Here is a 13,435-nt window from a genome sequence, read left to right on the forward strand (position 1 = left end):
AAGATCTTGAGTGTTGAACTATTCTGCCCGTTAGCACAACAGGCCACCGAGTTTATCACCGGCAACCTGTTTGATCTTTGTTATGAAGCTATTGTTTTCCGTTAGCTCAATCAGTATCAGCAGATCAATCAAAAAGTCCACTTTTGAGTAGCTCATGAGTGAACTCTGTCCATTTCCTGTTACTTCTCACTGACGCACCTCATGTTGTATTACATATCTTTCGGCATCACTTGATCTGTATTTTTCAGAATCATTGACTTTTTCGTCGGATCATATCTGAAGTGATAAACGTTAATGAAATCCTGTCCCTCCCCATATCCACCGGTAACGATAAATTCTCCATTGGCAACCTTTAATGGCCGGTGCGGCAATTGGCTTATAGCAATCCAATTCACTCCGGGTTTTATCTCAAGCGATATCGGAAAAGCCTTCCCATTACTCACTCCGAATAGGTAAGTTTCGAGACCATGACAATCTGTATAACGAGGAACATAGGCAAATATATCCGTATCTTCAAAGGTAAATGACTGCATGATGACTGGCGAATCTTTTTGTTGTACAATTTCGAAGTCAATTGGAAATGTCATAATTTGTGTTAAGGTTTCCCCAGATTCCCATACAATTTCATAGTCCCCTGACCAACGGAGATCAGTTTCAACCCCATAACAACTAGGTGCCCCTAGAGGGGCTACGCTCGCTTTTTTCGCAGGTTTGACGAGAAGTCGCCCATCCGAATGCGTCCCTATTGCTCTTATTGATTGATCTTCTTTTACTAAGTTTGCCTCTGTAGTTGTTGGAGACGGAACTGGCATTGAGATGGGAGGAAACTTAGAGACAGATGGCATTGGGGTATCCGACATTACTATCGAAGAGGTACCATTATCAAGGTTCGCCATCCTATGACCACATCCCGTAAGCACTAGAACGAGTAATAATACCCCCAGCGGAATAATGTTTTTCACATAGATAGTCTCCTTTTCGCGACTAGATAGCCTTTCTAACGCATGCGAAATTATAATACTGAATCCATTGATTAATTTGATAACTTCGCACAAATGAAAGGCGTAAAAAATATAATTTTATAGCAAAACTCCCGTTAACTTAACAGGCTACCGACATTATTGGCAGCCTGTTATCAAGCATTTCAACTGGAGATTTAGGCAGATTTGATAGATTCAACAGGATTTTAGTTATCAATGAAAGGATTCGGGATAAAATCTTTTACCCGAATATACCCAATTTGTCCTCCTGGACCAATAATTTGGTATACAGTACCAATCTTATCTATTTGCGTCTCTGCCTGAATAAAGACCGAATTGACCCACTCTTCACCTTTAATCTGACCGTGTTCATCATAGATGGTCGAATGCACCGCAAGTCTACCCTCCTTGGCATTGGCCGGATCGTAAACGTGTAAGGAGGACTTTGGCACCCACATATCTGCACCATATTCCGCATCATACTGTACGATACGCACAGCCACCCAATCCGCATAGGATTTTTTAATAAGGACCACCTTGCCAGCCCATAAGTCCAAATGCGGTTCCTTTGCTTGCTGTCCAGGAGCAGAAGACACTGGCACTTCCTTTGCGACGATCATGTCATAAGGTGCCTCCGTATGAATATTGGCGGCTTCCTTGCTGAAATAGAACGCGGGAATCCAGCCTCTTAGATCTTGGGATTCGACTTGGACGTAATCGTCTTGTGCCGCTAATATGCGAAAAGCATCACCTTTGTTCACTTCAAACACCGGTCCAACCCCTGAAACCTCGGTTGGATCATACCGAGCGCCAATATCCGCCTGCGCGGTATAGGTTTGACTGATTTGCAGGCCATATGCCGGGACAGATACTTCGGGGGCCTTCTTTGAAACTTGAGTTGAGGATGTAGTTGCGTCCGTAACCTCGTTAGTGGAGGCATTCTGCTCTTTCTGGATTGTTTCCGGGATAGCTTCGAAGGTCGATGCAGCCTTGGACGGAGTTCTCTCTTGCTGGCAACCAGAGGCCATGATGACTCCACAAAGGAGTAGCAGAACGGAAAGTATTCTCATCTTTCGATTTCCTTACCCTTCTTTTCTTTTAGTCTCACGCTTTAAAGGTAGTACATTCTGTGATGGACCGATTACTGGTTCGGTTGTTTGTTTCGATGTTTCTTTTTGGTTTGTGTCAATTTTTTTACACCTATTACTACGCATTCCTTTTATGTATAGACGCTCTAATCTGGGAATAGTTACCTAACTACAGAAAATGATTACTGATAATTTGTAAATATCCTCCCCGTTAGCGGAATAGTCGTTATGCAGGACGGCGTTCACCACATGACATTTTAGCAAATATGCTTGCAAGCGCGCAGAATGCAGAGATGAGGAAGCTCCGGATCAATAAAAAGAGGAGAACCTTGCGGTCCTCCCCATCGATCGAAATTCATTGATATTCACATTTAAAGTTTGAGAATTCCGCAACAGAGCCTTCACCGCAAGCATACAACCCAATGACAACGCCTGTGAATCCTCCCGCTACCTCGGAGGACAGATATTTCGTTTGAGCGGTGCCCAGGTGAATGTCCTCGCCGTCTGCACGAAGAAGGAAACGGTAGTAGGTCGGGCTGGCTTGTATAACGAGGGAAGCGTGATTGTCATTATGTAGATCCACAGCTTTTTCGATGGATTTAATATCGCCGACATTCAGGCGTTCAATGACCTCATGCCCGCTGTCGCCTTTGCGTATCGCAAAATCATAATGATGATGCTCATCCATATAGAGTGTAATGCCTGCCTCGCCATTCGTGAGGCATACATCGCAAGAAATTTCCGCGTTGAAATCCATTTGACGAATGCCGATGAATGTAGGCGAATCCGCTTGATCAAGCGTAACTTCAGTTCCTTTAAGCTTCAGCTTGTTTTGTTCAAACGCGTAATTTTCCATAGAAGGCAGACGAAGATAACACCATTCCTTGTCCCATTCCGTATTTTCGAAGGTATAGCATTTTTTCTCTTCCTGAACGACACCATTCGGAATACGGTCGGTGTCAAAGCTCGATAATGTGGTGCCGTTATGTCCTGCAGTAAACCAGCCGTCCTCGCCGAAAGTAATCGGAGCAAGGAATACTTCGCGTCCAAGGTGATGATAGGCAAACCATTTGCCGATCTGACGGAATCCGAGATGAAGCATCCACCAGTTTCCGAAGTCGTCCTGAATAAGGTCGCCGTGACCGATAGCCTGTATTTCATAGCCGCCTAAATTGCGATTAGTCAGTACGGGGTTGTGGGGATACGCTTCGAACGGTCCGGAACGAGAACCTCCCCGGGCATAGGTTACCATATGGCCGAATTCGGTTCCTCCCTCAGCCGCTACAAGATAATACCAGTCGTTTATTTTGTACAGATGCGGCGCTTCAAGATAACGTCCCCCCGTTCCTTGCCAAATCACCTGGCTTGGGGTCAGCTTGCGGCCACTTTCAATATCAATTTCACACTGAACGATACCTCCAACGCCATGATCGTCTGTTCCGTTGCTCATAAAATAGGTTTTTCCGTCTTCAAAATACAAATCAGGGTCAATTCCCCCTTGATCAACATAAATCGGTTCAGACCATTCGCCGTATATATCGTCCGTCCAAACATAGAAATTCTGACGCTTCGTGTCGTTAGTGGTCGTCATATAGAATCGTCCGTCGTTATACCGGATGGTAGGGGCAAAAACACCGCCCGAACTGTTCACTTTGTCAAGTTGGATCTGACTCTCTCTGGTCAGACAGTGACCGATTTGCGTCCAATTTATCATGTCCTTGCTCTCAAAAAGAGGCACACCGGGGAAATACTGCATCGAACTGCAGACAAGATAATAGGTATCGTTAACCTTGCAAACGCTGGGGTCTGGATAAAATCCTTTTATGACCGGGTTATTGTATTTCATTTCTTCCACCTCTGTGTCTGTATAGTCAAAAGTAACCTGAAAAGCAACGATTAGCACGCAACAGTTGTAGCATTTTGGGTGTACATTGTTAGAATATACCTTTCAAAAACAAACAATAAAACCCCTAAAATCAGTATAAAAATCATATCTATATTTGATAAAGAATCGCTTTTACCCATAACGTCGAACGATGGCCGGATCAATGCATTCATTGCCAACTATTAGCGTAATCTGCTCGTCCCTCGATAGTCTAAAACTTTATCACTCGCAGGCTAAACCATCGCTTATCAAGACCTAATTTTAAGAAAATCAAATGAAATAAGTGGTTTCACATATTATGCATGGCTAATATGTGAAACCCTTTATGTTTAACTATCGTGTTTAGCTGAGAAAAGGCTACCATGTGGCAACCCTCGTTATTGCTATCGTTTCCAGTTAGCGTAATGCCTGCCTAAGGTGCAGACTCATTAAATATCTAAGCTGAATTAATTCTTTACCTCTATGGATTAATCTCTCTGTTCCGTCGTGCACAAAGCCTTACATATCATAGACCTGATAGCATTTCGGTTTTCTTTTAACACCCATATTACAACTGTTGTGAATCCAAAGTCTTTTAATCTATCCATTCCCCATTTTAGGAGCTGCTTTCCAAGACCAACGCCTCTATAATTTTGAAGAAGGTATATTGCAGATATTTCTCCACTATGGTTTAAATCATCGTCACTACTGGCTTTTAGGACCATACAACCTACAGCTTTCTTATCAATTAGCGCAATTGCTACACGTTCTACCCTTTGAACTAGAGCAGTATAAAAGTACCTCTCCCTAACTTTGGGGGTAACTTGATTAAGGTATTCATCAGGCATTATTCCTTGATAAGTGTTTAGGTAAGCCTCTGAGTGGACATATCCTAACTCTTGGGTATCTTCCAGTTGAGCCCAACGTATTTCAGTCATACATAAATCTCCTTGGTCCAGATATTTAATTATTATTTTCGTCAAATTTGTTCTAGTTCCTTTTCAACTATCCTGCCCTGTTAGTTTAACGAACATCAAAAAGGAGCTGTCCTTGTGCAGCTCCTCACTATCGTTCTCCGTTAGAGCTTAATGCTTCATGAGATAAAATACATTCCGAAACCAAGTTGCGAGTCCTCTTCCATCGGATGCATTAGTGTCGTGTAGAATACCAGTCCAGTACTCGTAAGGCGCGGAGAGTGTTCCAGCGGCTAGGCTCGCCTTCCACACCTTCCATGTCGAAGTGAACTCGATCGGGGTGAGAGTTCTCGAGCGGCCATTTTCCGTTTTGGTCTTGTTTCTCCGCCACCAGACCGACGGCCTCGGTGACCCGTTCATCGGGTTCGACACCGGCGCTGCGTAAATAATCCAGACCCCGCAGCACGTCGTAATGCCACGTGGTCGGGAACGACAACCGCGTCCAATTTGGATCGATCACCTCGCCGGATGATAGGGACCTTAACATGCGACGCTCCAAAAGGTACTCTTGTGCCCGGACGCGGGCTTCCGTCACCGCAGCAGTTTCACCCTTAGCCTTCTCGTACTCTAATAGTCCTTCCAGGATGCAGATGGTGCTGTGGAAAGAGGATCGTCGACTTTGAGGGGTGTCGCAATTCCAACCTCCGTCCTCAAGCTGCTCACCGAGGAGTCGGTCGACTAGCCGATCGCTCGCCTCTCCGAAGTAGGCACCCACTCCAAGGATCCAACCATTGACACATGGCTCGGTCTCGCCGTCGAAGTAGGGCTGGCCACCCATTTGCTGCGGCCAGGTGATGTGGTCACGTACTAGGCCGATCGATCTGCGGGCTTCCTCACCCGATGGATCCAAGCCTAGGTCCTTCAAAAGCAGCAAGGTGTAGCTCGTGCATAACCAGTTCCGAGCGTCGGCGTCACCACCCCAGTTGCCCCCGGAAGATTGCAGGCCGAGGACCCGGGCACCCCAACCTTCCGAGGCAATCCGCGAACGCTCTGCGGCAACGCAGTCGTCTGGATCTTTGGTTAGGTCACGCATCACCTGCCAACGGAACGCAGGGTCGCCGTCAAGCAGCCATTCTAATACTGATTTCTTTGGCTTCGGAATTTGCCATTCGGGATTTTTGGTTGTCATCTAATAGTTCCTCCTTACTTTGGTCAAGTTCATTCCACGTATCCTTCTTGGTTGTTTTCGACCATCGCTAAATATTTATAATTTTGTATTCGCGACGTAAGTCGAGTAGAATGCAGGCCTACCGTTTAGAAGGTTTGACCTGCAAGCCCTCACAGATCCGTACGTGCCCAATTAAGGCATACGGCTCTTCAAATCATCTTACTGAAAACCGGCCTTAGCCTTGCGTTTTCCATAGATATTCACATAAATGCGGGGTTCTGGTAAAGGATTTCGTTTAAGGAATTGGTTAAAGCTTTCCCAATTGAAGCTTTGTTTCTGGCTTCTTCGGTTTAACCATTTCATCAACGCCTTTTCCGTTTCTCTCTTGAATTTGACTAGATTCGGGTGATTATCCGTGATCCCATAATATTGGTAATGCCCGATTAATTTCCTGCGAATCGTTGCCATCAAGATTTCCAACTTTTCATGTCGGTGCTGCTTCATCCAATTTCCGAATGCCTTGATCTTGTTCTTGTATTTCTTCGCGCTTGTTTTGCGCTTTACCCGGAAGGATGTCCCCTTTGCATTCTTGCTGCAATAATGAGTAAAGCCTAGGAAGTCAAAAGTTGATGGTCTTCCGCCACCATTTCTTTTGTACCAATCTTCCGCATTGCTTCCAAAACGCATGATCTTTGTTTTCTCTTCCGCAATGCTCAGGTTGAACTCTTTTAATCGTTGGATCAATGCCTCGTAGAATTCCCTCGCATCCGTCTCGTATTGAAAGCAGCAAACAAAATCATCAGCATATCGTACCATGAATGCTTTTCCACGGCTTTGCCGCTTCACTCGTTTCTCGAACCATAGATCGAGTACATAGTGTAGATAAATGTTCGCAAGCAGTGGAGAGATAATCGAACCCTGCGGAGTTCCTTCCTCCGTCGGCTCCAGGCGTCCTTCTTCTTGTACACCCGCTTTTAACATTCGGCTGATGAGATGGAGGATGTTTGGATCCCCAATGCGAAGTTTCAGGAACTTTAGGAGCCACTCGTGATCTACATAATTGAAGAAACCGGAGATGTCCGCATCCACGATGAATTGAATCGATTGTTTATCAATGATCTGATCTAAATGGATTAGGGCTCTATGGCAGCTTCGCTGCGGGCGAAATCCATAAGAGCAGTCTAAGAAATCTTGCTCATAGATTTGCTGCAGCAGCTTATTTAACGCCGATTGCACGATTTTATCTTCGTATGCTGCTATGCCTAACGGTCGTTTGCTTTTCTCATCCTTCGGGATGTACATTCGGCGCGCGGGTTGCGGTCGATATCCTTTCCGCTTGAGTCGTCCTACCAAATCCTCGAGGTTTTCTTCCAGCTGTTCGGCATACTTTGCCTTAGTCACTTGGTCCACCCCAGTCGCTTTGTTCGGATCTAGTTCTCCATGACACTGTCGCAACAATTCCTTATTTAGCAGATGGTACATCGATGTGAATTGTACTCTGGGTTGTCTTTTCGCAATTTCAGCTATTCTTGCTAATTTTGTTTCCATGTTTGCACCTACCCCTGTGTGTAGTTCATGTTTCCTTAGCGAGAGTGATAATTTGTACTATGAAGTTATCCGACTTCCTATCGTGTCGTTTGAACATCCTTCCTTTCCGGGTTGTTTGTTCATACTGCGGTTCCTTTCCTAACAAGTACTCGTCTGCCGCAGAACCGATAGGATCTCTCAAGATCCCATGTCATCATTGTCTAGCATGCCCTGCTCTCTAAAACCCCGGGGAAGGGGCATGCAACTCGCCAGTAACGTTGTTTGTCCTATGGTCTTCCGAGAGTTTAAAATCCGTCGACCTTCCCATCTTTGCAGTTCTTTCGAGGCTCAATCACACGGCCTACTATCTGGCTGTCTACGCTTAAACCGCAAGGTTACCCTTACCGCTCCAAGACTCGCTATTGGTGACTTGGCTAGAGTCTTTCCAAGCAGGATTTCCACCTGCTAAATGACATGACTTAACTTGACGCACTTAAACTATCCTGCCCAATCGTTTAACGGCATCACGGGTCACTGGCTGGAGTCTTCGTTAGCGTAGAATAGCTCTTCTCCATTTGCCGTGGTCGAAATGTCAGTTATAATAGAAAAAAGTCATGGTATCGTTGATTCAGACCATGAACATCAAAAAACTGGGGGGTTGAAGTGTTGAAAAATCATATACGAGTAAATGGAAGATTGCTTCAAACCAACAAGAAGTTTTCCGCTTTAAAGCTGAGACAAAAAGAGTGGATCGCTTCCTTACTCAGAAGTAAAACGATCTCTCTGATGCTCGAGCATCAACGACAATTAAAACGTCCAGAGCGCGAACGGATATTACAGGAGACTTTAATTGCAATTGAGCAAAAGGGAATTTGGATACCTGATTGCGAAGTCAGTCGTTATTATGATAGCAAGGTTCAGCAATACTATAAATCATTTTACAAACAACAGGCTTTATCTGAAGATAATTCTTCATCCAATTGAAATGGAAAACTACCTACAACAATCCGATTGTCGATATTGATCAAATACTACTCTGCTCGTAAATACAGCAAGGCTACAGCTGACCGGCAGCCTGACTTGACTTGTTATACTATCGTTTCCGCTAGCGTAATGAAGGTATTGATTGCCAGAGTCTATCCCCCGAATGAAATTCTGAACTGTGTCAAAGTTGCTACCTTCCACATGAACTTCATCTTTTATTTCTACCTGACATACTCAATAGAACAATTGCTAAAGCAATTATTGGGATTCCGAAAGTTACAAACAATATAAAATGAGCAAGATCATTCAAGAGTATCATCTTCTCCCTTATCGAACTCTAGTCTCCCGTTAGCTCAACGAGGTTGCCGTTCCATGCTGGCCGCCTCGTCCTGGTACTTCCACGAAGCAAGCTGCTCCACTATCGTTCTGCGTTAACTTAAAACATATGTAGTTTTTGACGACCAGTCATTTCAGTCTTCATTATTTTCATTCTCGAGGTAATTTTACTCGGTTCCTAAACAACAACCAAACAATAACTAACCGAACGAGTAAATAAATCGAAAATACGCAAAAAAAGGTCATTATGATTTTCGGCCAATTTAGTGGCTTTACCCACATAAGTTCGGCATGGCCATCCGTATCAGTTAGCCTTTCTACATCGAGTTGCTGCAATGGCTGGGTTTGCACTTCTACTTGTTCAATTGTAGAGACAGGAGGAACCCCGTCAATATTGATGAATAGGCAAATAGCTGCCGTTGTTAGAGCTGCGATTATTCCAGCTTCAATGAGCAATTTCTTGATTAGTTTCATTTTATCCTCACTCAACCTTTGCTTCCTTACATAGCATTTCCTGCCGTTCAACATCTAAAGTAATACAGCCCGGTATCTTATCGTAATAAAGATTCCACACACAGCGTAGCTTCATTTAAATGGTTAATTGAGCTATCGTTCCTCGTTAGTTTAGTAAAGGATCCAATCATAAGGGGCATCTGCCGGTTAAATATATGCTCAGTTAGCATGTCAATTCTAATACCATCCTTATGATCGAAACCAAGAAAAGAATGCAACCGCAAGTAAGTGCTCCCACCTTATGCTTGTTCCAACAGCTCCAACATCCGCTCCAAGATTCGGACGCCTTGCTCTTCCTCCGATTTCGCTTCTCTCAGCAGCGTAAGCGCCTGATTAGCCTGTTCGTCAACGTTAGGTTCGCCCCCGCGCGGGAACGGGAACATCGTAAACACCTCGCAAAGCCGGTCGGCGACCTTCCCGTAATGATAGGATGCCTCCTGAGCCGCCGCACGAAGCTCTTGGTCGGCTAACGAATTACCTTCCCACCCGGAAACGATGTGCGCAAGGAAGGCAGAAGCGAATTCTCTCGAATCGCTTATTTTGCCAGCGTTCACGCAATTACCGAATGCGTTCACGGATCGGTTCGTAAATGCTTCGGTCCAAGCGTCGTATGCTGCAAGCCCATTGCGATGCGAGTTCTGCGAAGGAAAAGCCTGATTTCGCGCATGGTCGACAGCCATCCGCAAAGCTCCGGACAGCATCGTTTTGCGATCGACCGGCCGACTCCCCGTAACGGTCATCACGTATAATTCAGTCACTTCCCCGCGCCCGAGTTTCTCGTATGGCAACTCGCCGTCTTTACGGACGTCTCTGCAGCGAAGCAGTTTCTTGTCGTCATCGTATCCATAAATAACGCCCCATTCTGGAATGAACAAATCCCAACTGAGCGCAGGGACTCCCTTGTCGATACTCTCTTGAATAAAATGCAGACCTTCCTCCCACTCCTCCGGCGTCGGCGGCTCATTCGTTTGTTGTCCGGTGGATTTAACCGTCAAGCCGAGATTGCTGAACGCTGCGGCATGATTCGACTTCCAATCGAAGAAAGAATAGCTGCCGACTTCTACCTCTTGGCGATCGATAATCATACGAAACGCATGCGCCGTGTATCCCATCACTTCAATTAATGTTAAGCCGACCCTATCGGTATACTGCAAGATCGAATGAATCGCTGTCGTATCCGAATTGTGGCTCCATGTTAGTTCGCTTGACTTCCGTTTTCCCATTTTTGTTCCTCATTCCATCCAGTTTGGCTTAAATACCGGCGGAGCGAGCAGCTTTTTGGTCGGTTTACCAGACTTCTTCCGTTGCTCGACGTATAGGCTGACATGAACATGTATTCGCTGTTGTTGAATCTTGATGCGGGCGCGTGAGATGCAGTTATATACATTTGCAACAGAAGTATCGAGCAATACAGCGATGTTTTGCGGAGGAAGCTGGTCGAAGAAATAAGCCTCAAAAACCCGTTTCTCGCGCGCGCTTAAACAGCACAGCAGGCTACGAATACCGTCGACCAGCTCTTTCTGCAACAGCGCTTGCGAAGGATCTTGCATCTGCTTCAGCTGTTCATTCGACGATTTGCTCAGGTTGAAGAGGACGATATCGATATCATGCCGATCGTTCCTCTCATGGCCGCCGTACATACTTTCCCAACTAGTGAGAGGGCGTTCCTTACGATGCGGCCCTCCGCGCCGCATCTTCATGTAGGCTTCGTTCCGCACGATTCTCGCCAGCCACTGCCGGAATCGATTGGCGTCCAGCAGCGTACCGCGATGAAGAAACGCGCGCACAAGCGCTTCTTGTACAACGTCCTCCGCCATATGACGGTCTTGAGTTACTGTGTAAGCAAGACCCAACGCCTTAGCGCGGTTTCTACGGACTAACTCGCCAAATGCATCCGGATCACCTGTTCGCGCTCTGTCGATTAGTTCCGACTCGCTAGCAGAAGCCTCAATTGGCTCATCTTGCACCTGATGCCCCATCGGCAGCGCAAACCCTGCGGATTCTCTTCTTGCCTGCAAATCGCTCGCTCCCTTTCCCGGTTCTTTAATCTAGATGCCAATGACAACCAATTTCTATCGAACATCCAAAAAAAAATGTTGTTACAAAGTTTTTATGATGATTATCCTCAATTTTACTCTATGTAACCGGATACTCCGCCGGCAATTGTATCTTGTTTTCATTTATTTCGATAGATCCGATCGATAACCTCCTGAGCAAAACTGCCAGTTGACAAAAGGCTGCACGTGGCAGCCTTTCTAGGTTTGTTCAACTATAGTTTCCGTTAGCATAACGAAGGTATTGATTGCCAGAGTCTATCCACCGAATGAAATTCTGAACTGTATCAAAGTTGCTACCTTTCACATGAACTTCATCTTTTATTTCTACCTGACATACTCAATAGAACAATTGCTAAAGCAATTATTGGGATTCCGAAAGTTACAAACAATATAAAATGAGCAAGATCATTCAAGAGTATCATCTTCCCCCTTATCGAACTCTCGTTTCCGTTAGCGTAATAACACAGGCTGAAAATACACATCATTTCCAACCTGCACGTTGTAGTATCTCTCTAACAAAGTCTCCCTTAGCATTCGTGTATGCCAAACGGTCATTCTGGAATCGTTGTGCAAGTTCCAACTTTAATTCACCATATTGTTTGGCATCCTCTGGATAGTTTCTCAAATAATCTCGAAAGAGGATATGACGTTTATATTCGGCGTTTTCAATGGTGCAGACGTATAGGTGATGCCAAGTTACATCAGCGGGAGGAATAAAAGCCTCTCGTCCCGTAGTTCCTAAATCGCCTTCATGAACGTAGCCAATGGTGGCTAGCCTTTGAATAGCCAGTATGACATCAGACTGCGTAGACACCACCACGTCGATATCAACAATCGGCTTCGCTGCTAACCCTGGAACGGATGTACTTCCAACGTGTTCTATTGTGACTACAAAATCGCTTAAAACAGGAAGTACGAAGCCTCGTAACTGTTCAAACAACTGAACCCAACTAGGGTCATATTCACGTACTATTACACTTGAACCCATTAAAACTCCTCCTGACTGTAACAACATGGTTACATATCAATTCGTAGGAGACCGTTAGCGTAACGAAGGGCTACCACGCGGAGCCCTTTCGGTGTTCAACTATCGTTCTGCGTAACACAGTAAATATTCCGCTACATTCTTTAGTCTTTTAAAATACAACTATCTAATGTGATGCATTCTCAGTTTGATTTATACAAGTCCATCATACTTGCGATAAGACTTCTATCCTCGAATCGCGTGGAGAGAACAACGTGGGTCGATGAAAATCCGAATATGTTGCAAGTTTCAAGGAAGGTTTCCAAGGTTTCACTTGTTTCGGTTACAACCTTTAATAAATAATTATACTCTCCGCTGGTTCTGTAAAAATCGACTATCTCAGGGGCCGCTCCAACGAAAGCTTCGAACTCCTTGCAGTTATTCGATTTAAACAGTACAAACGCGGTTGTATGCTTGCCAAGCTTAGATGTGGAAAGCTCCACCCGATAGCCAGTTATGATCCCCTGCTCCTCCAGCTTCCGAAGTCGTTCCGTTACAGCCGGCTGTGTTTTTAGGACCCAAACTCCTTAATAATCTCATTTAAATTGTAGGCCAATTCCAGTAAAATGTCACTAATAACCAACGAGGGAGAATGAGAACGATGACAATGACATTAAATGAAAATAGAGCGACTGATGGGTTAAAATTTTTCACTACCGGTGATGGAGTTCGGATTGCTTATCGAATCGATGGATCAGCCGACAAGCCGGTATTAATGCTTGCGAACTCCATCGCCACCTCGATGAACATGTGGGATGGCCAGCTAACTGTACTTTCTCGGCATTTCCGCGTGCTTCGCTACGACTACCGAGGGCATGGCGATTCGGATACGCCCGCCGGTCCGTATTCGTTCGACAGACTGGGACGGGATGTAATCGAACTGCTCAACGCACTTCATATCGACCGTGTGCATTTCCTTGGTCTGTCGCTAGGCGGTGCCATCGGACAATGGCTCGGCATCTACGCTACTTCTTGAATTT

13 protein-coding genes are annotated in these 13,435 nt (G+C 45.3%); 2 read left to right on the plus strand and 11 right to left on the minus strand.

The features are described 5' to 3' along the window. Positions 1-209: 209 nt before the first annotated feature. From QFZ78_RS04720 to ltrA, 6 genes are all read right to left on the minus strand, one after another. Complete coding sequence (locus tag QFZ78_RS04720; RefSeq protein WP_307545838.1) at positions 210-962, minus strand: hypothetical protein; 753 nt, start codon at positions 960-962, stop codon at positions 210-212. 224 nt (positions 963-1,186) lie between these two features. Beyond that, positions 1,187-2,050, minus strand: coding sequence for an SH3 domain-containing protein (locus QFZ78_RS04725; protein ID WP_307545840.1), 864 nt, complete (start codon positions 2,048-2,050; stop codon positions 1,187-1,189). 373 nt (positions 2,051-2,423) lie between these two features. Beyond that, positions 2,424-3,914, minus strand: coding sequence for a glycoside hydrolase family 43 protein (locus QFZ78_RS04730; protein WP_307545842.1), 1,491 nt, complete (start codon positions 3,912-3,914; stop codon positions 2,424-2,426). Positions 3,915-4,420: 506 nt separating this feature from the next. Further along, positions 4,421-4,870 (minus strand): GNAT family N-acetyltransferase, encoded by a 450-nt coding sequence (locus QFZ78_RS04735; protein WP_307545845.1) that lies wholly within the window; start codon positions 4,868-4,870, stop codon positions 4,421-4,423. Between the two features lie 211 nt (positions 4,871-5,081). Further along, complete coding sequence (locus tag QFZ78_RS04740; RefSeq protein WP_307545846.1) at positions 5,082-6,035, minus strand: prenyltransferase/squalene oxidase repeat-containing protein; 954 nt, start codon at positions 6,033-6,035, stop codon at positions 5,082-5,084. Positions 6,036-6,233: 198 nt separating this feature from the next. Beyond that, entirely contained in the window at positions 6,234-7,562 is a 1,329-nt protein-coding gene (gene ltrA / locus QFZ78_RS04745; RefSeq protein WP_307545848.1) for a group II intron reverse transcriptase/maturase, read from the minus strand. A gap of 645 nt (positions 7,563-8,207) precedes the next feature. Here ltrA and QFZ78_RS04750 point away from each other — a divergent pair. Continuing rightward, positions 8,208-8,525 carry a hypothetical protein gene (locus tag QFZ78_RS04750; protein WP_307545850.1) on the plus strand — a complete coding sequence of 106 codons (318 nt, stop codon included), beginning with the start codon at positions 8,208-8,210 and terminating at the stop codon, positions 8,523-8,525. Between the two features lie 486 nt (positions 8,526-9,011). On the opposite strand, the gene QFZ78_RS04755 is transcribed toward QFZ78_RS04750, so the two are convergent. The 5 genes from QFZ78_RS04755 to QFZ78_RS04775 form a co-directional block, all read right to left on the minus strand. Next, positions 9,012-9,350 (minus strand): hypothetical protein, encoded by a 339-nt coding sequence (locus QFZ78_RS04755; RefSeq protein ID WP_307545852.1) that lies wholly within the window; start codon positions 9,348-9,350, stop codon positions 9,012-9,014. Positions 9,351-9,613: 263 nt separating this feature from the next. Continuing rightward, complete coding sequence (locus QFZ78_RS04760; protein WP_307545854.1) at positions 9,614-10,597, minus strand: lysozyme family protein; 984 nt, start codon at positions 10,595-10,597, stop codon at positions 9,614-9,616. A 9-nt stretch (positions 10,598-10,606) separates the two neighbouring features. Beyond that, a complete protein-coding gene (locus QFZ78_RS04765) occupies positions 10,607-11,392 on the minus strand; it encodes an RNA polymerase sigma factor (protein ID WP_307545856.1) in 786 nt (261 codons plus the stop codon). A 520-nt stretch (positions 11,393-11,912) separates the two neighbouring features. Continuing rightward, positions 11,913-12,419, minus strand: coding sequence for a GrpB family protein (locus QFZ78_RS04770; protein ID WP_307545858.1), 507 nt, complete (start codon positions 12,417-12,419; stop codon positions 11,913-11,915). Between the two features lie 179 nt (positions 12,420-12,598). Then, positions 12,599-12,898 (minus strand): Lrp/AsnC family transcriptional regulator, encoded by a 300-nt coding sequence (locus tag QFZ78_RS04775; RefSeq protein ID WP_307545860.1) that lies wholly within the window; start codon positions 12,896-12,898, stop codon positions 12,599-12,601. Positions 12,899-13,047: 149 nt separating this feature from the next. Here QFZ78_RS04775 and QFZ78_RS04780 point away from each other — a divergent pair, with 149 nt between their 5' ends. Further along, positions 13,048-13,431 carry an alpha/beta fold hydrolase gene (locus QFZ78_RS04780; protein WP_307545862.1) on the plus strand — a complete coding sequence of 128 codons (384 nt, stop codon included), beginning with the start codon at positions 13,048-13,050 and terminating at the stop codon, positions 13,429-13,431. Positions 13,432-13,435 lie beyond the last annotated feature (4 nt).

This window comes from Paenibacillus sp. V4I5 (genome assembly GCF_030817255.1).
GTDB lineage: Bacteria > Bacillota > Bacilli > Paenibacillales > NBRC-103111 > Paenibacillus_E.

Excerpts from the sequence above, each read along its gene's own strand:
- QFZ78_RS04725 (WP_307545840.1), bottom strand. The coding sequence starts at position 2,050 with ATGAGAATACTTTCCGTTCTGCTACTCCTTTGTGGAGTCATCATGGCC.
- QFZ78_RS04730 (WP_307545842.1), bottom strand. The coding sequence starts at position 3,914 with ATGAAATACAATAACCCGGTCATAAAAGGATTTTATCCAGACCCCAGC.
- QFZ78_RS04735 (WP_307545845.1), bottom strand. The coding sequence starts at position 4,870 with ATGACTGAAATACGTTGGGCTCAACTGGAAGATACCCAAGAGTTAGGA.
- QFZ78_RS04740 (WP_307545846.1), bottom strand. The coding sequence starts at position 6,035 with ATGACAACCAAAAATCCCGAATGGCAAATTCCGAAGCCAAAGAAATCA.
- ltrA (WP_307545848.1), bottom strand. The coding sequence starts at position 7,562 with ATGGAAACAAAATTAGCAAGAATAGCTGAAATTGCGAAAAGACAACCC.
- QFZ78_RS04760 (WP_307545854.1), bottom strand. The coding sequence starts at position 10,597 with ATGGGAAAACGGAAGTCAAGCGAACTAACATGGAGCCACAATTCGGAT.
- QFZ78_RS04770 (WP_307545858.1), bottom strand. The coding sequence starts at position 12,419 with ATGGGTTCAAGTGTAATAGTACGTGAATATGACCCTAGTTGGGTTCAG.
- QFZ78_RS04780 (WP_307545862.1), top strand. The coding sequence starts at position 13,048 with ATGAGAACGATGACAATGACATTAAATGAAAATAGAGCGACTGATGGG.